The sequence below is a fragment of the Pseudomonas chlororaphis genome, assembly GCF_001921865.1.
Classification (GTDB): Bacteria; Pseudomonadota; Gammaproteobacteria; order Pseudomonadales; family Pseudomonadaceae; genus Aquipseudomonas; species Aquipseudomonas chlororaphis_D.
Genome location: NZ_MSCT01000023.1, coordinates 1 through 20,997, shown reverse-complemented (window position 1 = coordinate 20,997; position 20,997 = coordinate 1). Strand labels below are relative to the sequence as shown.

The 20,997-nt window shown below is 66.0% G+C and carries 19 protein-coding genes; 9 read left to right on the top strand and 10 right to left on the bottom strand.

Annotated features, from left to right (window positions below):
• Positions 1–128: 128 nt before the first annotated feature.
• On the bottom strand, positions 129–1,352 hold the full coding sequence (locus BTN82_RS28220; RefSeq protein WP_075122298.1) for an N-acetylmuramoyl-L-alanine amidase: 1,224 nt from the start codon (positions 1,350–1,352) through the stop codon (positions 129–131).
• Positions 1,353–1,481: 129 nt separating this feature from the next.
• On the opposite strand from BTN82_RS28220, the gene folE2 reads away from it, so the two are divergent.
• Genes folE2 through thrS form a run of 8 tightly spaced genes read left to right on the top strand, consistent with a single transcriptional unit; the run spans position 1,482 to position 9,082 of the window.
• Positions 1,482–2,378: a GTP cyclohydrolase FolE2 gene (gene folE2, locus BTN82_RS28215; RefSeq protein ID WP_075122339.1), complete on the top strand. Its 897-nt coding sequence runs from the start codon at positions 1,482–1,484 to the stop codon at positions 2,376–2,378.
• Entirely contained in the window at positions 2,375–3,043 is a 669-nt protein-coding gene (locus BTN82_RS28210; protein WP_075122297.1) for a metal ABC transporter ATP-binding protein, read from the top strand. Before folE2 ends, BTN82_RS28210 begins: the two co-directional genes overlap by 4 nt.
• Entirely contained in the window at positions 3,043–3,909 is an 867-nt protein-coding gene (locus tag BTN82_RS28205) for a metal ABC transporter permease (protein WP_075122296.1), read from the top strand. Before BTN82_RS28210 ends, BTN82_RS28205 begins: the two co-directional genes overlap by 1 nt.
• A gap of 11 nt (positions 3,910–3,920) precedes the next feature.
• Positions 3,921–4,805, top strand: coding sequence for a metal ABC transporter substrate-binding protein (locus BTN82_RS28200; RefSeq protein WP_075122295.1), 885 nt, complete (start codon positions 3,921–3,923; stop codon positions 4,803–4,805).
• Complete coding sequence (gene hisI / locus BTN82_RS28195; RefSeq protein ID WP_075122294.1) at positions 4,802–5,239, top strand: phosphoribosyl-AMP cyclohydrolase; 438 nt, start codon at positions 4,802–4,804, stop codon at positions 5,237–5,239. Before BTN82_RS28200 ends, hisI begins: the two co-directional genes overlap by 4 nt.
• On the top strand, positions 5,236–5,796 hold the full coding sequence (locus BTN82_RS28190; RefSeq protein ID WP_075122293.1) for a carbonate dehydratase: 561 nt from the start codon (positions 5,236–5,238) through the stop codon (positions 5,794–5,796). Before hisI ends, BTN82_RS28190 begins: the two co-directional genes overlap by 4 nt.
• A 2-nt stretch (positions 5,797–5,798) precedes the next feature.
• Positions 5,799–7,136, top strand: a complete 1,338-nt coding sequence (locus tag BTN82_RS28185) for a dihydroorotase (RefSeq protein WP_075122292.1) — start codon at positions 5,799–5,801, stop codon at positions 7,134–7,136.
• 47 nt (positions 7,137–7,183) lie between these two features.
• Complete coding sequence (gene thrS / locus BTN82_RS28180; protein ID WP_075122291.1) at positions 7,184–9,082, top strand: threonine--tRNA ligase; 1,899 nt, start codon at positions 7,184–7,186, stop codon at positions 9,080–9,082.
• An 81-nt stretch (positions 9,083–9,163) separates the two neighbouring features.
• Here thrS and BTN82_RS28175 read toward each other — a convergent pair whose 3' ends face one another.
• Positions 9,164–9,685: a DUF3617 domain-containing protein gene (locus BTN82_RS28175; protein WP_075122290.1), complete on the bottom strand. Its 522-nt coding sequence runs from the start codon at positions 9,683–9,685 to the stop codon at positions 9,164–9,166.
• A 229-nt stretch (positions 9,686–9,914) separates the two neighbouring features.
• Between BTN82_RS28175 and cls the strand changes: the two genes are divergently transcribed.
• On the top strand, positions 9,915–11,354 hold the full coding sequence (gene cls, locus BTN82_RS28170) for a cardiolipin synthase (RefSeq protein WP_075122289.1): 1,440 nt from the start codon (positions 9,915–9,917) through the stop codon (positions 11,352–11,354).
• A gap of 10 nt (positions 11,355–11,364) precedes the next feature.
• Here the strand turns inward: cls and cfaB are convergent, their stop codons facing one another.
• The 8 genes from cfaB to hflK (BTN82_RS28130) form a co-directional block, all read right to left on the bottom strand.
• A complete protein-coding gene (cfaB, locus tag BTN82_RS28165; RefSeq protein ID WP_075122288.1) occupies positions 11,365–12,552 on the bottom strand; it encodes a C17 cyclopropane fatty acid synthase CfaB in 1,188 nt (395 codons plus the stop codon).
• Positions 12,553–12,639: 87 nt separating this feature from the next.
• Positions 12,640–13,425 (bottom strand): DNA-binding domain-containing protein, encoded by a 786-nt coding sequence (locus BTN82_RS28160; protein WP_075122287.1) that lies wholly within the window; start codon positions 13,423–13,425, stop codon positions 12,640–12,642.
• On the bottom strand, positions 13,416–14,261 hold the full coding sequence (locus tag BTN82_RS28155; protein WP_075122286.1) for a DUF692 domain-containing protein: 846 nt from the start codon (positions 14,259–14,261) through the stop codon (positions 13,416–13,418). The genes BTN82_RS28160 and BTN82_RS28155 overlap by 10 nt, the downstream gene beginning before the upstream one ends.
• A gap of 65 nt (positions 14,262–14,326) precedes the next feature.
• Positions 14,327–14,578 carry a hypothetical protein gene (locus BTN82_RS28150; protein ID WP_075122338.1) on the bottom strand — a complete coding sequence of 84 codons (252 nt, stop codon included), beginning with the start codon at positions 14,576–14,578 and terminating at the stop codon, positions 14,327–14,329.
• 148 nt (positions 14,579–14,726) lie between these two features.
• Positions 14,727–16,646: a cation-translocating P-type ATPase gene (locus BTN82_RS28145; protein WP_075122285.1), complete on the bottom strand. Its 1,920-nt coding sequence runs from the start codon at positions 16,644–16,646 to the stop codon at positions 14,727–14,729.
• Positions 16,643–17,701 (bottom strand): protease modulator HflK, encoded by a 1,059-nt coding sequence (gene hflK / locus BTN82_RS28140; RefSeq protein WP_075122284.1) that lies wholly within the window; start codon positions 17,699–17,701, stop codon positions 16,643–16,645. The genes BTN82_RS28145 and hflK (BTN82_RS28140) overlap by 4 nt, the downstream gene beginning before the upstream one ends.
• Positions 17,698–18,747, bottom strand: a complete 1,050-nt coding sequence (hflC, locus tag BTN82_RS28135) for a protease modulator HflC (RefSeq protein ID WP_075122283.1) — start codon at positions 18,745–18,747, stop codon at positions 17,698–17,700. The genes hflK (BTN82_RS28140) and hflC overlap by 4 nt, the downstream gene beginning before the upstream one ends.
• Positions 18,744–20,711, bottom strand: a complete 1,968-nt coding sequence (gene hflK / locus BTN82_RS28130) for a protease modulator HflK (RefSeq protein ID WP_075122282.1) — start codon at positions 20,709–20,711, stop codon at positions 18,744–18,746. Before hflK (BTN82_RS28130) ends, hflC begins: the two co-directional genes overlap by 4 nt.
• Positions 20,712–20,997: the final 286 nt, after the last annotated feature.

Below are 20,997 nucleotides of genomic sequence, written 5' to 3'. Positions count from 1 at the left end.
ACTGTAGGAGCGAACTTGCTCGCGAAAAGATCGTTAACGATGACGTGAAGGTGATGGCATAAACCGCCGCTTCGCGGCTATCGCGAGCAATCGAACGTCGACCGGCTGCTCCTACAGGAAGAGCCGCATTACACCTGCGCTTTCTTCTGCTCCTGCACCCAGGCCATATAGCTGTCCACCGGCGGATTCTTCTGGAAGTAGCTCTGCAAGCCGGCGAACAACCCGTCGGCAATTGCCTGCTGGTGCCGCGCGGTGACCAGGCGCTGGCTGTCGCGAATGTTGGAAATGAAGCCGGTCTCCACCAGGATCGAGGGCACGTCGGGCGACTTGAGCACCGCGAAACCGGCTTGCTCCACACGCCTCTGATGCAGGGTGGTGATTCTCTCCAGGCTGCCCAGGACGGTGTTGCCCAATTGCAGGCTGGCGGCGATGGTGGCGTTCATCGACATATCGAGAATCACCCCGGCGAGCATCGGATCCTTGTCTTTCAGGTTGAGCAGGCTGGTGGCGCCCAGCAGGTCGGCGCCGTTCTCGCGCTGGGCCATGAAGCGCGCAGTGGCCGAGGTCGCGCCGCCCTCGGACAAGGCATACACGGAGGCCCCGGACGCCGTCAGGCGCGGCGCCGCGTCAGCGTGTACCGATATGAATATGTCAGCCTTGTGCTTGCGCGCGATCTCCACCCGCTTACGTAGCGGCACGAAGAAATCGTCGTTGCGTACCAACCTCACTGTGAAGCCTTTTTCGCGCTTGAGCCGCTTGGCCAGCAGCTGGGAGATCGCCAGCACCACGTCCTTCTCCCGCTCGCCCCGCGCACCGACCGCCCCCGGGTCCTTGCCGCCGTGCCCAGGGTCGACCACGACGACGATGTCGCGCTTGGGGTGCGCCCGATCTGCCGGCGTTTCCCGTTGCAAGGCGGGCGCGCTGGCCGCCGCGATCTGCTGCGGGGCGCTAGCGGCACTACGGCTCAAGTCGAGCACCAGGCGATGGCCCTGGCCGTCCTGGGGCGGCAGGAGAAAACTGTCGAGGCGCAACGGCTCGGCCAGGTCGAGGACGATCCGCGTGTCGCCCCGGCCGAAGTGCCCGGAGCGGATCGCACGGATCGGCGTGTCCTTCAGCGCCAACTGGCTGAAGTCGCCGCTCAGTTGCGCGCCGCTGAGGTCGATGATCAACCGCTGCGGCGCACTCAGGGAAAAGGTCTTGTACTGCACCGGTCCGCTCAGATCGAGCACCAGGCGCAGCTTGTCGGCCGAATTCCACAGCCGCACATTGCGAATCTGGGTGGCGGACGCCCCCAGCGGAAGAATCAGGGCCGCACTGGCCAGCAACAGGTTGAGCAATTGACGTCTGTGCATGACTTACACCGCAGAGTGAGGAGCGTCCGTACTCGATAAGGCTTGATGAAAAAACGTTCTGGAAAAGGCTTCATCGGCTGCATTGTTATAATATAACATGTAGAACTGTTTCCCACGATGGACCTGCTCATGAATGCGCTGACTCTGCCGGATATCGCCGCGCAGGCCGCACGCCAGGCCCTGCCCCTCGAGTGGGTAGGCATGTGCGGCATTGCCTTACCTGTGTTGTTTGACGGCCAGCGGATTGGCGCGACAGCGGATGCCGGCGTCAGCCTCGACGACGGCGAAGCCCGTGGCATTCATATGTCGCGCCTGTACCTGGCATTGGAAATGCTCGAACGGGAAAACCTCACCCCGGCCCTGATGCGGCGTTTGTTGCAACGCTTTCTCGACAGCCACGACGGCCTGGCCAGCAGCGCCTACCTGCGGATTCATGCCGATCTGTTGTTGAAACGCCCGGCATTGATCAGCCCGTTGGCCGGCTGGAAAAACTATCCGGTGAGCATCGAGGCACGCCTGAAAAACGCAATGTTCCACGTGGAACTAAAAATCGAGGTGCCTTATTCCTCGACTTGCCCCTGCTCGGCGGCGCTATCCAGGCAGCTGATCCAGCAACAATTCATCGACGATTTCGCCAACCGGCCGCTGCAACACGAAGATGTGCTGGCGTGGCTCGGTTCGCCTAAAGGCATAGTCGCCACGCCCCACAGCCAGCGCAGCAGCGCGCATCTACAGCTGCGCCTGGATGATTTCCTCGACGAGCTGCCGCTGATCGCCGCGATCAACGACACCGAAGCCGCCCTCGGCACCGCCGTGCAAACCGCGGTGAAACGCGCCGACGAACAAGCCTTCGCCCTGGCCAACGGACAGAACCTGATGTTCTGCGAAGACGCTGCGCGTCGCCTGAACCTGGCGTTGCAACGCACCCCAGGCATTCACGCCTTCCAGCTGCGCGTGGTGCATGCCGAAAGCCTGCACGCCCACGACGCCGTGGCCGAAAGCCGCTGGAACTGGGAGACCGCATGATCGGCCTGCGAGCGCTGCGTTGGGGCGCGCCCGGCCAGCCGCTGACGCCGGCGCTCGACCTGCAGTTGCCCGCCGGCAGCCTGACCGCCATCGTCGGCGCCAACGGCTCGGGCAAAAGCAGCTTGCTCAAAGTCATCGCCGGCCTGCAAAAGCCCTTGGCCGGGAAGGTCGAGTTGCAAGTGCCTCGCCGTGGCGGCTTGTCCTTTCTGCCGCAGCAGCAATACCTCGACCGGCAGTTCCCCATCACCCTGCAAGAATTGGTGGCCGCCGGTTTCTGGGGACGCCAGCACAGCTCGCGGCAACGCGCCGAACGTTTGCAGCAGGCGCTCGAAGACTGGTGCCTGAGCGGCCTGGAGCAGCGCCCGCTGATGGCCTTGTCCGGTGGCGAATTGCAGCGCGCCCTGCTCGCCCGCCTGAGCCTCGCCGACGCACCGCTGCTACTGCTCGACGAGCCCCACGCGGCCCTCGACGAACCGGGCCAGGCCCTGTTGTGGCAACACATCCACGCCTGGCACCAGCAGGGTCGCACGCAGGTCGTGGTCTGCCATGACCTCGCCGCCGTGCGCCAGCACATGCCGCAGACGCTGCTGCTCAAACCCGCCGGTTGCCTGTTCGGCGCCAGCCATGAGCTGATCATTGCGCCGCCGCGGATGCAGGTGGCCTGATGCTCGTCGCCGCCCAGCTCTGGCAACCCTTCCACGAGTTCGTGTTCATGCGCCGGGCGTTGCTCGGCGGCCTGGCGCTGGCCTGCAGCACCGCGCCCCTGGGGGTGTTCCTGATCCTGCGGCGCATGAGCCTGATCGGCGACGCAGTGGCCCACGGCATTCTCCCCGGCGCGGCCCTGGGCTTCTGGTTCGCTGGCCTGAGCCTGCCGGCCTTGACCTTCGGCGGCCTCGGCGCGGGCCTGGGCATGGCCGGCCTGGCCGCGTGGATCACCCGCCACACTGGCTTGCGCGAGGATGCCAGCCTGGCGGCCATCTACCCGATTTCCCTGGCCAGCGGTGTGCTGATTCTCGGCCTGGCCGGCAAGCGCCTGGACCTCCTGCACCTGCTGTTCGGCTCGGCCCTGGCGGTGGACGCACCGACCCTCGACGGCATGCTCTGGGTCGCCGGCTTCAGCCTGGTGGCCATGACGCTGATCTACAAGGCGCTGCTGCTGGACACCCTCGACCCGTTGTTTCTCAACAGCGTCAGCCGCCTCGGTCCCTTCGCCCACGGGCTGTTCCTGACCCTGGTGGTGCTGAACCTGGTGATCGGCTTCCAGGCCATCGGTGCCTTGATGGTGGTCGGCCTGATGATGCTGCCGGCCGCCGCCTCGCGCTTCTGGAGCCGACGCCTGCCGGCGCTGATCGCCATCAGCGCGGCGTTCGGCTGCCTCGCGGTGTGGCTCGGCCTGCTGCTGTCGTTCCACTACTCGCTGCCCAGCGGCCCGGCCATCGTCCTGGTCGCGGGCGGCCTGTACTTGCTGTCCGTGCTGTTCGGTCCGGTGCACGGTTTGTTGCGCCGCCCGCCTTCGCTCACATCCCCATGAGGTGCTTCCCGATGCGCGCTCTACTCGTGCTGTTCAGTCTGCTGCTGCCGCTGTCGCTATCGACCGCCGAGGCCGCGGACAAGCTTGCCGTGGTCACCAGCTTCAGCATCCTCGCCGACATCACCCAACAGATCGGCGGCGAGCATATCCAGGTCACCGACATGGTCGGCCCGGATGCCGACGCCCACACCTACGAACCGACCCCGGACGATGCCAAGGCCCTGCTCAAGGCCCGGCTGATCATCAAGAACGGCCTGGGTTTCGAGCCCTGGCTGGATCGCCTGGTGGCCAGCACCGGCACCAAGGCCACGCTGGTCACCGCCAGCCGCGGGGTAATCCCGCGCTCCCTGGACGAAGACGGTGAGACCGTGCCCGACCCCCACGCCTGGCATAACCTGGCGAACGCTGAGCTCTACGTGAACAACATCACCAAGGCGCTGGTCGCCGCCGACCCGACGCACCAGGCCGACTACCAGCGCAACAGCCAGGCCTACCTGCAACGCATCTACGCCCTGCTCGCCGAGGCCAAGGCCAAGTTCGGCGCGCTGCCGCCGGGCAACCGCAAGATCGTCACCTCCCACGACGCCTTCGGTTACCTGGGCCAGGCCTACGGCATCGACTTCATGGCGCCCCAGGGCCTGTCCACCGAACGCGAACCTTCGGCCGCCGAAGTCGCGACGCTGATCACCCAGATCCGCGACGCCAAGGTCAAGGCGGTGTTCATGGAAAACATCAAGGACGCGCGCCTGCTCAAGCAGATCGCCGACGAAAGCGGCGCGCGCATCGGCGGCACCCTCTACTCCGACGCCCTCGCCGCCCAAGGGCCGGCCAGCACCTTCACCGGGTTGTTCGAATACAACCTGAACACCCTGTACGACGCCCTGAGCCAGCCATGAATCCACGCCCGCCGTTGTCGATGCTCGACCTGGAAACTGCGCCTGCGGGCAGCCGTTGGCCACTAGCCGAAGTGCTCGATGCCTTGCCGTGGAACGCCGACGGCCTGATCGCCGCCATCGCCCAGCAGCACGACACCGGCGAGGTGCTGATGCTGGCCTGGATGAACCGGCCGGCGCTGGTCGAGACCCTGGCCAGCGAACAGGTCTGCTACTGGTCGCGCTCGCGCCAAAAACTGTGGCGCAAGGGCGAAAGCTCGGGGCACCGCCAACTGCTGATCGAGGCGCGCCTGGACTGCGACGGCGACGCGGTCCTGCTGCTGGTGGACCAACAAGGCCCGGCCTGCCACACCGGGCGCGCCAACTGTTTCTACAACGCCATTCGCGACGGTGCGGTACAGGTCATCGGCGCGTCGCTCCAGGAGCTCCCTGCATGATTCGCAAGAACCCTTCCGGCGATCTGCCGGTCATCGCCGAGTCGGCCTACGTCGACAAGACCGCCATCATCTGCGGCAAGGTGGTCATCGGCGAGAACGTCTTCGTCGGCCCCTACGCGGTGATCCGCGCCGACGAGGTCAACGAACACGGCGCCATGGACCCGATCGTCATCGGCGCCAACTCGAACATCCAGGACGGCGTGGTGATCCACTCCAAATCCGGCGCGGCGGTGACCATTGGCGAGTTCAGTTCCATTGCCCACCGCTCCATCGTCCATGGCCCGTGCACGGTCGGCGACCGGGTATTCATCGGCTTCAACAGCGTGCTGTTCAACTGCGCGGTCGGCAACGGCAGCGTGGTCCGGCACAACTCGGTGGTCGACGGCCGCGACCTGCCGCAGGGTTTCTACGTGCCCTCCACCACCCGCATCGGGCCGAACACCGACCTCTCGCAATTTCCCCCGGTGAGCGTCAGCGCCTCGGAGTTTTCCGAAGACGTGGCGCGCACCAACGTCGACCTGGTGCGGGGCTACAAAGCCCTGCAGAACGAGTTCTGAGCATGGACAGCGTGCTGATTCGCAATGCCCGGCTGGTCAACGAAGGACGTGAGTTCGAGGCCGACCTGCGGGTGGACCACGGGCGCATCGTGAAGATCGCCAGCAGCATCGAGGGCGAGAACGCCCGCACCGAGATCGACGTCCAGGGCCAGTGGCTGCTGCCCGGGATGATCGACGACCAGGTGCATTTCCGCGACCCGGGCGCGCCGGAAAAAGGCAGCTTCCACAGCGAGTCGCGAGCGGCCGTGGCGGGCGGCATCACCAGCTTCATGGACATGCCCAACACCCAGCCCGCGACCCTGAGCCTGGCCGCCCTGGAGGACAAGAAGCGCCGCGCGGCCATCAACTCGGTGGCCAACTATGGCTTTCACTTCGGGGTCAGCCGCGACAACCTCGACACCGTCGCCGCCCTCGACCCGAGCCTGGTGGCCGGGGTCAAGGTGTTCATGGGCGCCTCCACCGGCAACATGCTGGTGGACGATCCGCAGGTCCTGGAACGCCTGTTCGCCGAGGTGCCGACCATCCTCCTGGCGCACTGCGAACACACACCGAGCATCCTGGCCAACGAGCAGCGCATGCAGGAACGTTTCGGCGAAGCGATTCCCGCCGTCGCCCACCCGCTGATCCGCGATGCCGAAGCCTGCTACCGCTCTTCGTCGCTGGCCGTGGCCCTGGCCAAGCGCCACGGAACGCGCCTGCACGTCTTGCACTTAACCAGCGCTCGCGAACTGGCGCTGTTCGAGGACAAGCCCCTGGCACAGAAACGCATCACCGCCGAGGTCTGCCTGCACCACCTGCTGTTCGACGACCGCGACTACGCGCGCCTCGGGCACCTGATCAAATGCAACCCGGCGATCAAGACCCGCGGCGATCGCGACGCCTTGCGCCAGGCCCTGCTCGACAACCGCCTGGATGTGATCGGTAGCGATCACGCGCCGCATACCTGGGCGCAAAAACAGCTGCCCTACCGACAAGCGCCCTCCGGTTTGCCGCTGGTGCAACACGCCCTGCCCGCCCTGCTGGAACTGGTGGCCGACAACGTGCTGCCCCTGACCACCCTGGTGGAGAAAACCAGCCACCGGGTCGCCGACCTGTTCGCCATTCCCGACCGCGGCTACCTGCGCGAAGGCTACTGGGCCGACCTGGTGCTGATCCGGCCCGAACCCGAGGGCCTGGCCGTGGCCCGCCAGCCGATCCTCGCCCAGTGCGGCTGGACGCCCTTTGCCGAACGAAATTTTCGCCACAGCGTCGCCACCACCCTGGTGTCGGGGCAACTCGCCTGGCACGCCGGGCGCCTGTACGACAACTGCCAGGGCCTGCCGCTGCGCTTTACCCGCTGACCCTATCGCCCGATGACCTCCCCATGAAACGCCAAGGAACACCCTCGATGATCCGCATCACCCTGCCAGACGGCTCGCACCGTGAGTACGACCAGCCGCTTTCCGTCTACGAGGTGGCCGCCAGTATCGGTGTCGGCCTGGCCAGGGCCGCGGTGGCCGGCCGGGTCAATGGGCACTTGGAGGATTGCGCCTTCATGCTCGAGGGCGATGCCCAGGTCAGCATCGTCACCGCCCGCGAGCCCGAGGGCCTGGAGGTCCTGCGCCATTCCTGCGCGCACCTCTTGGCCATGGCCGTGAAAGAGTTGTACCCCACGGCCCAGGTCGCCGTCGGCCCGGTGATCGAAGACGGCTTCTTCTACGACTTCGCCTACGAGCGGCCTTTCACCCCCGACGACCTGCAATGCATCGAAACGCGCATGGTCCGGTTGGCGGCGACCAACCACGCGGTGCGCCGGCGCGAGCTGTCCCGCGATGAGGCCCTGGAGTATTTCACCAGCCTGGGCGAGCGCTACAAGGTCGAGCTGGTCCGCGACATGCCGCCGGGGCAGCGGCTGTCGCTGTACCGCCAGGGCGACTTCGAGGACCTGTGCCGCGGCCCGCATGTGCCGTTCACCGGCATCCTGCAAGCGTTCAAGTTGACCAAGGTCGCCGGTTCCTACTGGCGCGGCGACGCCAGGAACGCGCCGCTGCAACGGATCTACGGCACCTGCTGGGCCACGCCCAAGGACCTCAAGGACTACCTGACGCGCCTGGAAGAAGCCGGCAAGCGCGACCACCGCAAGCTCGGCCAGCAACTGGACCTGTTCCACTTCGACGACTGCGCGCCCGGCTCGGTGTTCTGGCACCCCCGGGGCTGGACCCTGTTCCAGCAGTTGCTCGGCTACATGCGTCGGCGCCAGGACCAGGCCGGCTACCAGGAAGTGAATACCCCGGACGTGATGGACCGCGGCCTCTGGGAAACCTCCGGGCACTGGCAGAACTACCGCGACCATATGTTCAGCACCACCACCGAGGATCAGCGGGTATTCGCCCTCAAGCCGATGAACTGCCCCGGCGCGGTGTCGATCTTCGCTCGTGGCCTGAAGAGCTACCGCGACCTGCCGCTGCGCATCGCCGAGTTCGGCAAGGTCCATCGTTACGAGCCTTCCGGCGCGTTGCACGGCTTGCTGCGGGTACGCCACTTCACCCAGGACGACGCCCACATCTTCTGCACCCCGGCGCAGATGCAGGCCGAATGCGAACGCACCATCGCCCTGGTGTTCGACATCTATCGCGACTTCGGCTTCGACGACGTAGCCGTCAAGCTGTCCACCCGGCCGGACCATCGCATCGGCAGCGACGCGGTCTGGGATCAGCTGGAAGGCGCGTTGTCCGGCGCCCTGGACACGATGGCCATCGACTACCGGGTCAACCCCGGCGAGGGCGCGTTCTACGGCCCGAAACTGGAATTCGTGCTGCGCGATGCCATCGGCCGCGATTGGCAATGCGGCACCCTGCAGGTCGACCTCAACCTGCCGGAACGTTTCGATATCGGCTACATCGACGAACAGGGCGAACGCCAGCGCCCGGTGATGCTGCACCGGGCGTTGTTCGGTTCGCTGGAGCGCTTCATCGGCATCCTCATCGAGCATTACAGCGGCGCCCTGCCGTGCTGGCTGGCCCCGCGCCAGGCGGTGGTGATCAACATCAGCGAGGGACAGGCCGATTACGCCCAAGCCGTGTGCGACACCCTGCGCCAGCACGGCGTGCGCGCCAGCACCGACCTGCGCAACGAGAAGATCAGCTACAAGATCCGCGAGCACAGCCTGCAAAAGGTGCCGTACCTGCTGGTGATCGGCGACAAGGAAAAGGACGGAGGATTTGTCAGTTTGCGCAGCCGCCACGGCGAAGACCTAGGGCGGATGGCAGTGAGCGAGGTGGTGGAACGCATGCGGTTGGCGTTGTAGCGAGGAGGCCATCGCGAGCAAGCCCGCTCCTACAGGGGATCACGTAGATCCTTGTAGGAGCGAGCTTGCTCGCGATGCTTTTCAGGCCCTTGGCTTGACGGTCCCGCAGTCCTGCCCCAGCCACACCGCGCGGGTGTCCATGCTGCCCTTCTGCTGGAACCCGGTGGCATTGAAGGTGCCGTTGACGTTAGTGGTGAACTCGCGGTCGCTGAGGAATTTCGCCACGCCCGAACCTTGGGCTTTCGGACAGCTGAAGCGGAATTTCCACTGGTTGGACGTCCGGTCGGTGACCTCCTGGCGGCAGCCCGATTGCGGGTCTTGCAGCGGAATGGTGTCGGACTTCACCTGCTCCGGCGTCAGGCACACACGGATGCCCTTGCCGCCCATGGTCACGCCCTGCTTCTCCAACTGCGCCCGTTGCTCGGGGGTCAGCTGTTGCTGCAACTGGCCAAGAATCAACGACAGATCCGGCAGGCTCTGGTCGTCGACTTTCATATTGCTGGTGGTCAGCTCCCACAGGCCCGGTTGCAGCATCTGGGCCTGCGCGGCCAGCGGAAGCGACACAACGGCAGCCATGGCCAAACCCAGTAGACGAAGCTTCATCGAATGACTCCTAGACAGTAGTGGCCGTTAGACGTCAAAAACGCAGCGGCGTTGCATGGGGAATTAATTAGCGACAATCGCTGTGGAACATGGTCTGTTAGGGTCTGTATGGAACGTCGGCGAGCGGCGCTCAGGCGAGTCTGCTTCTGCGTAACGCCGAAGGCGCCCAGCGCGTAGTCACTTTTCGTCCAGACCCCAGGCATTGAATCTTCAGGAGCAAGGTTGCCCCATGGATTATTTTGGCCCGCACATTTTCGGCTATCTGATTGCCACGCTGCATTTTCTCGGCCTGATCGCCGCCATCCACGCGGTGTTGACCGTCAGGACCGCCCAAGGCGCCATTGCCTGGGCCCTGTCGCTGATGTTCATGCCGTACCTGACCCTGATCCCCTACCTGGTGTTTGGCCGCAGCACCTTCGATGCCTATATCAAGGCGCGGCGCCAGGCCAACGTCGAGATGCGCAAGGCCATCAACGACCTGAACTGGCGGCCCTGGGTCGAGGAAGCGCTGAGCGCTCGCGCCTCGAAGGCCTACACCTCGCTGCGGGCCATGCCCAAGCTGGGGCGCATGCCGTGCCTGGCCAGCAACCACGTGCAATTGCTGGTCAACGGCGACGCCACTTTCGAAGCGATTTTCGCCGCCATCGAGCGCGCCCGCACTGCGGTGCTGATCCAGTTCTTCATCATCCACGACGACGACCTTGGCCGGCGCCTGCAAGCCCTGCTGCTGAAAAAGGCCGGCGAAGGCGTGGCGATCCACCTGCTCTACGACCGCATCGGCAGCCATTCCCTGCCCCACTCCTACGTGCAGCCGCTACGCGATGCCGGGGCCCAGGTGCATGCCTTCGCCACCCGCAGCGGCTGGCTCAACCGCTTCCAGATCAACTTTCGCAACCACCGCAAGATCGTGGTCGTCGATGGCCTGCTGGGCTTTGTCGGCGGGCATAACGTCGGTGACGAATACCTGGGCAAGAAGCCGCCGCTGGCCCCCTGGCGCGACACCCACGTGGCCGTCAGCGGCCCGGTGGTGGCCTGCCTACAAGAGTCCTTCGCCGAGGACTGGTTCTGGGCCTCGCGGCAATTGCCGCCGCTGATCCTGCCGGACACCTACCCCGACGAGGGCGTGTTGTGCCAGGTGCTGGCCAGCGGCCCCGCGGACCCGTACGAAACCTGCTCGCTGTTCTTCGTCGAAGCCATCCACGCAGCTACCGAACGGGTGTGGATCACCAGCCCGTACTTCGTGCCCGACGAAGCCGTCTTCGCCGCCTTGCGCCTGGCGGTGCTGCGCGGCGTGGACGTACGCATCCTCCTGCCCTCGCGCCCGGACCACCGGATCGTCTACGCGGCGTCCAGCCTGTACGCCTTCGAAGCGGTACGCGCCGGAGTCCGGGTATTCCGTTATCAACCGGGTTTCCTGCACCAGAAAGTGGTGCTGATCGACAACGAAATCAGCGCGATCGGCAGCGCCAACCTGGACAACCGTTCGTTCCGCCTGAATTTCGAGGTGATGTTGCTGACCGTCGACGACGCCTTCGCCAGCGAGGTGGAGCATATGCTCAACCTCGACTTCGAGCGCTCCCGGGAAATCGCCAAGGACGAAAGCCGGCAAACCCACCGTCTGCAACAGCTCGGCATGCGGGTCGCCCGGCTTATTTCACCGATCCTCTAAAACCGGCGATTCAGGGGTAATACAAGTCGTCGCGGGTCCAGGGCAGCTCATGACCACCGTCGGCGTGGGCCTTGACCGCGAGAATCTGGTGCAGGTTGATCCAGCCGCGAGCGAAGGCGTAGGCACAGCCGGCCAGGTACAGGCGCCAGATGCGCAGGGCCTGCTCGGGCACCATCCGGGCGGCGGCTTCCAGGTTGTCTTCCAGGCGCTCGCTCCAGTGGTCCAGGGTGCGGGCGTAATGCAGGCGCAGGCTTTCGACGTCGACGATCTCCAGCCCCGCTTCGCTGATCTCGGCCGAGATCATCGACAGGTGCGGCAGCTCGCCGTTGGGGAACACGTACTTCTCGATGAAGTCCCCGGCACCGCGGCCCACGGGCCGTCCATCGGTGTGCTTGGCGGTGATGCCGTGGTTCATCACCAGGCCGCCTTCGCGCACCGCGCCGAACAGAGTCTTGCAGTACTGCGCCAGGTTGGCGTGGCCCACATGCTCGAACATGCCGACGCTCACCACCTTGTCGAAACGCCCGTCCTGCGGCAGATCGCGGTAGTCCAGCAGTTGCAGTTCCACCTGGTCCTGCAGCCCTTCGGCGGCCACTCGCTCGCGGGCCAGCTCCAGCTGCTCCTTGCTCAGGGTGATGCCGAAGACCTTGACCCCGAATTCCCGCGCCGCATAACGCGCCAGCCCACCCCAGCCGCAGCCGACATCCAGCAGGTACTCGCCGGGCTGCAGGCGCAGCTTGCGGCACAGGTGGCGGAATTTGGCTTGCTGGGCCTGCTCCAGGCTCTCGCTGCCGGTCTCGAAATAGGCGCAGGAATAGGCCATGTCGCTGTCGAGCCACAGCTGATAGAACTCGTTGGAAAGGTCGTAATGGTAGGAAATGGCCGCCGCGTCCGTGGCCTTGTCATGGTAGGAACGCACCGGCTGCGCGTCCTCTTCCCCCGCCAGCAGGGCCTGGCTCAGTTCGTCGCAGACCCGGATGACATCGCTGATCGAACCTTCAAGCTCCAGTTTGCCCTCGACGAACGCCGCCCCCAGCGAGTCGAGAGTGGGATGGGTGAGTTGGGTAACCAGTTGCGGGTCCTTGACCACAATGGTGACGCTGGGCGCCGGCCCCAGGTTGAATTCGTGGCCGTCCCAGAGTCGCAGACGCAGCGGTAATTGCAGATTCTGTAAGGCCGGTGGAAGTTGCGCGAGCATGGATAATCCCCCCTTGTTTCAGACGTCTGAGTGAGGTTAGACCATACTGAAAAAATAGCAGGCTATCGATCTGATAGCTGAAATTCATCAATACCTGCGCTGCAACAATCCGTCGTGAACCCACTGTTTCAGCCAGCTGACCGCTTGTAACGCAGTGTCCTCCTTATAGGTGACTGCCAGCTCGGCGCACAGTTCAGCGAAGTTCCAGCCCTGCCTGGCCATGCCTGCCAGCGCCCGCGCTTCAGCCGCCGGCAGGCTGCGGTAACGACAGATCCTGGCGTCCCGCCAGACCAGGCAAACCTGAGGTTCCTCCAGCGCGACACTGCCCGGGAAAGCAGCCCCGTCCTTGAACGCGCGCCACAGCGCCACGCTGTTGAAACGGCATTCGCGCCACTGCACGTAGGGTTGCAGGTCGACCTGCAAGGTCGCCCATTCCTCCGGTTGCAGGCCCGCCATGTCCGCCAGGCTCAAGGCGGCGCCGGGCGGCGCGTCGAAGGCCAGGGTAAAATCCCACTCCAACGCCGCCAGCTCGCCCAGCGGCGCGCTCTGGCACGGCTCCAGATAGCTGCCGATGAAGGCTTCAAGCCCCTGCCCCAGCCAGCGCAGGCTGTAATGGGTCGAAGGCTGGCGACGGATATAGGCCTCGGCCAGTCGGGCGAATTCGTCGTCTCCCAACCAGTTGTGCAGGGTCGGAAAGTCGCCCCGCAGCACTTCCTCGAGCCGGGCGTGGTAAGCGTTGTGGTAGATCGCCAGCCCGGTAGCGATATCCAGGCTCGGCCCGCCGACCAGGCTGTGCAACAACGCCGGATTGGCGCTCGGGGACTCGGCCAGCAGGTAATCCTCGAACGCCGCTTGCCAGTCGCTCAAGCGCATATCCGCCTCCCGGCCAGTTCCGCCTGCCCCAGTTCCCGAGCCTTGTGCAGCTCGGCGAGCAATTCTTCCAGCGGCGGCAAATGATCGTCGCGCTCGAGCAGGGTCGCCACCGGGCCCAGGTGTTCGAGGGTCCGTCGATAGAGGTCCCAGACCGGATCGCTGACCGGATGGTCGTGGGTATCGATCACGTAGCTGCCGTAGTCGTGATGCCCGGCCAGGTGCAACTGCCGCACGCGGTGCGCCGGCAGGCCCTGGATGAAGGTCCAGGGATCGAAGCCGTGATTGCGCGAGCTGACATACACGTTGTTCACGTCCAGCAGCAGCTCGCAACCGCTGCGTTCGCTCAGCGCAGCGAGAAACGCCCACTCGCTGAACTCGTCCCCCGCGGCCCGTACATAGCTGGAGACATTCTCCAGCACCAGCGGCCGACCCAGGACGTCTTGCACCTGCTCCACCCGTTCGGCCACATGGGCCAGGCTCTCTTCGGTGTAGGGCAGCGGCAGCAGGTCGTGGAGCTGGTGGGCATTGCCCCGGCTCCAGCACAGGTGATCGGAGATCCACGCCGGCCTGACCCGTTCGGCCAGTTGCTTGAGCTGTTGCAGGTAGTCCCGGTCCAGGGCATGCGGGCCGCCGATGGACAACGACACGCCGTGCATCACCAGCGGATAACGCTCGGCGATGGCGTCCAGGTAATACAGGGCCTTGCCGCCCTGGACCAGGAAGTTCTCGGAAATGATCTCGAACCAGTCCACAGCCGGCGACTGTTCGAGAATCTGTTGATAGTAGGCACTGCGCAAACCCAGGCCATAACCCAGGCAGCTAGCGGTAGCAGACATCGCGGACTCCTCGCGAGGTGGCCGCGGCGACCGATGGCGTCGCCGCGGCAGCACTCGATCGCCGTTTACTCGCCGACTTTGCCGCCGGCTTTTTCGCAGGCCGACTGAGTCATGGCCTTGAAGCCCTGGCCTTTGCAGGCGCCCATGCCTTTGCAGGCGTGGTCCTTGGTCTTGCAGTCGTTCTGGCCCTTGCAGGCGTTCACGCCATAACAATGCACCTGGGCATCGGCAGCGGAAACCTGAGTGGCGACACCGGCAAACATCGTGGCGGCCGCAAGGGCAAGGGCAGCACCGGCAGCGGCGTTTTTCATGGTCATGTTCATATCCTCAATAATCGCTAGGGGTGTCGGCTAAAGGGTTGTTCAGTCCCGACATGTCACTAGAGAGAGGAGCCCGGCGGCCGTTACAGCCCGCCGGAAAAATTTTTCATGAACGCCACCGCTAAGGCAGCAGGGAAAAACAGCCTTAGCTCGCCGGCTCTTCCAGCTTGAGCAGGGGCTCCTGGAAACGCAGCAAGCGCCCGGCATTGCCCAGCACCAGCAAGGTGCTCAAGTTGTGCAGCACCGCGGCGATCATCGCCCCCGCCGCGCCGAGCCAGCCGAACGCGGCAAAGGCGACGATGGCCAGGGTCCAGCCCAGGCCGATGACCACATTGACTTGCAGGGTCTGGCGGCATTGGCGGCTCAGCCGCACACAGGTGCCCAAGCGCCGCAGGTCGCTGCCGATCAACACCACGTCGGCCGACGCCAGGGCAATGTCCGCCCCGCCCGCGCCCATGGCCACCCCGACCACGCCGGCCTTGAGCGCCAGGGAATCGTTGATCCCGTCGCCCACCACCATCGGCCGGAAACCGCTGTCGATTTCCCCCAGCACGCGCTGGAGCTTGTCTTCCGGCAGCGCCTGGGCTTCGACCTCGCCTATGCCGACATCCCGAGCCAGGCTGTCGGCCACGCTCCGGCGGTCGCCGGTCAACAGCAACTGACGGCCCAGGCCCAGCTCGCGCAGCTCTTCGAGGGCAAAACGGGCCTCGGGCTTGACGCTGTCGGCCAGCAGCAACCAGGCGAGAAACTCGCCGTTCAGCGCCAGCCCGGCAATCGGCCCGTCATGCACGGGCACCGCGGGCGTGGCGATGCCAAGCTGGTCGAACAGCTCGGGACGCCCCAGGGCCGCCTCGCCCTGCTCCGTCCGGGCCACCACACCAAGCCCCTGGCGTTCGCGAATATCCGCCAGCGCCAGGAACTGCTCCTGGGCCACCAGCCCGGCCAACGCCCGGCTGACCGGGTGGCTGCTGGCCGAACCGAGACTGGCCGCCAGGTTCAACAGCGCCTCGCGGTCTTCGCGCGGGCTGTCGATGGATTGCAGGCGCAAGGTGCCGAAGGTCAGGGTGCCGGTCTTGTCCACCACTAGCGAGGTCAGGTCCGCCAGCTCTTCGAGGAACGCCGAACTGCGGATCAGGATGCCGTGGCGCGCCGCCACCGCGATCCCGGCAATCGCCGTGGCCGGCGCCGACAGCACCAACGCGCAGGGGCAAGCCGCCACCAGCACCGCGAGCATCGCCTGGGCATCGTTGGTGATGAACCAGGTGACCGCCGCCAACAGCAACACCAGCACCATGTAGCTGCCGGCATACCGCTCCAGCAGGCGGGTGATCGGCGGCTTGGCGCGCTCGGCGTTCTGCATCAGGGCAATGACCTTGCCCAGGGTCGACTCGTGGCCGGTGCGGGTCACCTCCAGGCGCAACAGGCCGTCGAGGTTGATCGAGCCACCGAACACCTGCATGCCGACCCCGGCCTCCAGCGGCACCGACTCGCCGGTGATCGGCGCGGTGTCGAGGCTGGCCTGGCCGGACAGCACCAGGCCGTCGGCGGGCACCCGGTCGCCGGCGCGCACCTCGACGATATCGCCGGCCTTGAGCGTGGCGTTATCCACTTCGCGGACACTGCCGTCGGCCTCTACCCGCCGCGCATGGCTGCGGGTCAGGCGGCCCAGGGCGTGAATCGCTTCCTGGGAACCGATGACGCTGCGCTCTTCCAGCACATGGCCGAAGATCATGATGATCGGCAGCAAGGCGGCGGTCAGCAGGTCGCCCGTGGCCCAGGCGCCGAGCATGGCCAGGGCGATCAACTGGTCGGTGATGCCGTGCAGGCTCGGGTAACGCAGGCTGAACCAGGCCGAGCGCATCACCGGCAACGCGACCAGCAACGAGGCGAAACCCAGCAGCAACTGGCTGACACCGGTCTGCTGCGGAGCCAGCCAGCGCCAGGCCAGGCCCAGGCCGAGCAGCCCCAGGGCCAGCATCGCCAGGGTCAGCTGGCGCGCGGCGCTGCGTTGTTCGGCAGAGGTCAGCATGCTCGCCGGGGCGGCGGCATGGGTGTGCGCAGTCATGGTTGGGCTCCCTGAATGATCAGGCGGGAATCGTCTTGAGGGTTGACCGTGGTCACCGAGCCGGCCTGGCCGAGAATCTTCGGCAACCGTTCGCGATAGATACGCAGGAGCATTTCCGGGTCAGTGCCGTTGCGTTGCGCCTGGGCCAGGCTCTGGATGGTCGCGGTATCGGCCTGGGCCTTGGCCAGGCGTTCGCCGGCCTGGGCATGAGCCACCTGCACGCTGCGGTCGGCCTGCTCGTTGGCGGCCTGGGTGAGTTTCTCGGCTTCGGTACGGGCGTTGGCTACCGCCTTGTCGGCTTGCTGGCTGGCGGTAAGCACCGCGTTGAAGGCACTGACCGCTGGGGTCGGCAAACTCGATTGCACGTCCACCCGGGCGACTTCGATGCCGATCCCCTGCCCGGTCGCCGCCAGGTCCGCCAGACGCTGGTTGATGCCTTGCACCAGATCCCCGCGCAGCCGCTCGCGCCGCTCGGCAGCCTGATTGTCGGCGCCGATCAGCTCCGGGCGCGCCACCAGGATGGTGTCCAGATCGCGCGCGGCGGTCAGGGCCAGGGCGCTGCGCGTCACCAGTCGATCCAGCGCCGGCAGCACATGCGCGCCCTGCAAGACAAAGGCATAAGGCTCGGTGACCTTGTAGAACACCCGCACATCCAGTTGCACCACCCCGGCATCGCCGGTCAGCAGGTAACCCGAACCGGCCAGGGCATCGCTCAGGGGCACGGCGAAACTCGCCACCTTGTCGCCTTTCAAGGCCGCGTCGGAACGCAGCAGGCTTTCCACCCGCCGCTCGATCACCCGGTCGGCGGCCGGCAACAACACCACCTGCTCGAAGGGTTGCGGCCAGGCCAACAGCAGGCCGGCGTTCTGGATCCGGTCCAGGGCGCCGAAGTGCAGCACCACCGCGCGATCCTGGGGGTCGATCTGCCGCACATTGGAAAACGCCCAGGCCAGCGCGGCCAGCACGGTGACTGCATACAACGCGAGAAACGCCAGGCGCCCGGCCTGAATCCACGGGCTGCCGGATTCATCTGTTCCACGTGGAACAAAACTCATGGCTGCGCCCCGGCGGCTTTATTGCCGAGGGTCGGCGGGCCGTCCACCAGCACCCGGAACGGCGCCGCGTCGGTGCGCAGGATCAGCTTGGTGCCGGGCGTGACCACGGTGCCCAGGGTGTCCAGGGAGCGCAGCAGGTTATACAGCTGCGGCGAACCGGCGTAGGCGCGGCCGTAGATTTCAGCGGCCTGTACCCGGGACTGGGCCTCGATATCGGCGGCTTTCACCGTGGCGTCGGCCTGGACGATGCGCGCATCGCGCTCGGCGGCGGAACGGATCTGCGCCGCTTCGCGCTTGCCGATGGCCGTACGTTCGGTGGCGATGGTTTCACGCTCGGCGCGCATGCGATCGACCGTGGCGGTCAGGGTCACCGAAGGCAGGGTCAGGCGCTCGACGCCAACTTGCAGCACGCGCACGCCGTAGGTGCTGAGCAACTGTTGCTCGATCTGCTTGCGCAACTGCGCTTCGAAATCGCCGATACGTACTTTGCTGGCATCGGTGTTCACCAGGTTCGCCAGGTCGAAACTGCTGGCGGTGGTTTCCAGCGCCGAGCCGACAAAGGTGCGGATCTGCCGCGCCGCTTCGTCCGGCTGATTCTGTACCGCGCGCATGAAGCGCTTGACGTTGTCTGCGTCGCCCTGCACCTGCCACGCCACATAGGCCTGGACGATGATGCGCAAGCCGTCTCGGGTGCCGACATCCTGCAAGCCGCTGGAGGTGGTGCGCAGGCGCAGATCCACCGGGATCGCCGCCTCGAACGGCGCCGGCCAGCGCCAGCCCAGGCCCGGTTCCAGCAGCACCCGGGCCGGGTTGCCGAAACGGGTGATCACCGTGGCTTCGCCGGAGCGCACTTGCACCAGGCTCGCGGCGGCGACGGCGAACAGCACCAGCAACAGCGCCCAGCCCATGCGCCGCCAGGGAAAAGGCCCCGCCTCTTCCGGCGCGCCGTGATGGTGATGATGGTGGTGCCCATGGTGGTGATGGCCGCCGTGGCCGTGATCGTGGCCGGCGTGATCCTGATGATCGTGGGAATGGGACTGGCTCAATGGACGGCTCCTGGCTGAGCGGTTTTACCGGGCGCCGAGGGCTCGGTCGGCAAGACGAAAGTACGCAGGTCGAGGGTCGGCGCATTGGCGCCGCCCAGGCGGTGGTCGAGGATCAGCAACGTGGCGTTGCCCAGGCCCTGGCTCAACTGGCTCAGGTACTGCTCCAGCACGAAGGCCTGGCCGGCGCTGGCATAGGCTTTGCGCTCGGCGCCAAAACGCAGGTCGGCCGCTTGCGCGGTGGCCTGGGTTTCATGGGCCGTGGCCTGGGCCTGATCGCGGGCGATGCTGGCCTGCAACTGCGCCTGGTTGGTCTGTTCGCTGGCCGCGCCGCGCTCGCGGGCAATCAGCGCCTGGGCGCCGATCTGCGCGGCCTGGACACCGTGATAAGCATTGGCGGCGCCCGCCGGCGGGTGAATGGCTTCGACCACGGTGGCGAGAATCTCCACCCCGCTGTCGAGCGCTTGCAGGTCGGCCTGCACCGCGCGGCCGATGTCTTCGGCCAGGCGGGTACGGTCTTCGCCCAGCAGGCCGTCGAGGGTACGCGAGGCAAAGTCATGCACCAGGATGCGGCTGGCGGTACTGCGGATCAGCTGCGCAATGTCGGTGCTGCGATAGGTCGCCGCCAGCGCCGCCTGATCGCTCAGGCCGATGCGATAGACGAAACGCACATCCATGTTGACGATCTGGAAGCTCTGCTGGTCGGCGCCGCCGCTGGCGATGACCTGGGATTTGTCGTTGACGTGGCTGGCGTCCCATAAACGGTTGGCCACCAGCGGCGGCGGACCTTCGGCGGATGCCGGCTCGGGCGCGACAGGCGCCTCGCCGACGCTGGTGGCCAGTTCGTGCACCACGCCGTTCTCGACGCTCAGCACGCGGCCCAGCGGCCAGGGCAAACCGGCATGCAGGCCGGGGCCGAAGACTTCCACCGGCTTGCCGAAACGCTCGTAGATGCCGCGCCCCTGCAACGGCACTTCATGCAGGCCGGTGAGCAGCCAACCCACACCGAGCACCACCAGCAGCACCGGCAGCAACGCCCGACGCATATACGTGAAGGCCCAGATCTGCCGCAGGTCGATGCCGAAGCGGTTGTGCAACTCGTGCTGCAAGGCCAGCAGCGGCTGCGGCGGCCAGCGCAACAGATCGGCGACCACGCTGTGGGCGAGCATGCGCGGCTCCAGCCGTTCGCGCCGCGGGCTGAACAGCGACAACACCGCGCGCAGCAGGAACTCCAGGGCCACCAGCGCCGGCAAGGCGCCGAGCAGCACGCCCAGGCGCACCGGCCAGAGCGCCGTGTCGCTGCTGAACAGCAGGCAGAGCGCCGCCAGCGCCAGGCTGATGATCGCCACCCGCGCCAGCTGCGCCAATGGCGCGGCTTCCGGCCATTCGCCGGGATGCTCCTGGCTCAACTGGCGCTCGAACACCAGCAAACCGAACGCCAGCAACAACGCCAGCACCGCCCCGACATTGCCCGCCAGGCCCAGGGCCGCGGCGGGCAGGTTCAGGTTCCATACCAGCTCGACGACCACCAGCACCAGCAGGGCCCAGCCGGCCAGCCACAAGGTCGGCGCGCCGATCTGCGCCAGCCACCCGGACCAACGCCGGCCAATGCCGTCCAGCAGGCGCTCGTACCAGCCTTCGTCGGCCAGCGGTTCCTCGGCGACCGGCGGCAGGGCCGGCGGAGCTTCAGGCGGTCGCAATACCCCGGCGCGCCAGGCGCTGACCCAGCCTGCCGCCTGCAAACCGCCCACCAGTACCAGCAAGGCCGCGGCCAGATTGACCAGCAACGCCGGCCACAAGGATTGCGGGGCGAACAGATCGACGAAGAACGCCACCACCAACCCCACCCCGGCCAGCCCCGCCAGGCCCATGCCCCAGCGCCGCAAGCGGCGCTCGTGAAAGGCTGCCTGCTGAAACCTCGGCAAGGCTTCGACCCCCGCCCCTTCAGTCTCAAGATCGACTTGCATACCACCCCAACGCTGGTCGTTAACCCGTTTCCGGCCTGTGGATAACCCTTAGGGCAGGCCGCTGCATCCGTCACAAATCGTTACGATATAACGATAGTAGTGAAATTTTCGTCGCTTACCTATGCCTTTATTTGCCATCGGCGCGTCATAAAGGCAGGCAAAACCGGTGCTGGGCGGATGCCAGCCCGGGTTATCTGTGGCCATAATCCGCTGGCCTCTCTTCGTGACAAGGAAACGTCTCGCCATGCTCTCGATCTACCAGCTCAAACCGCGCTTCCAGAACCTG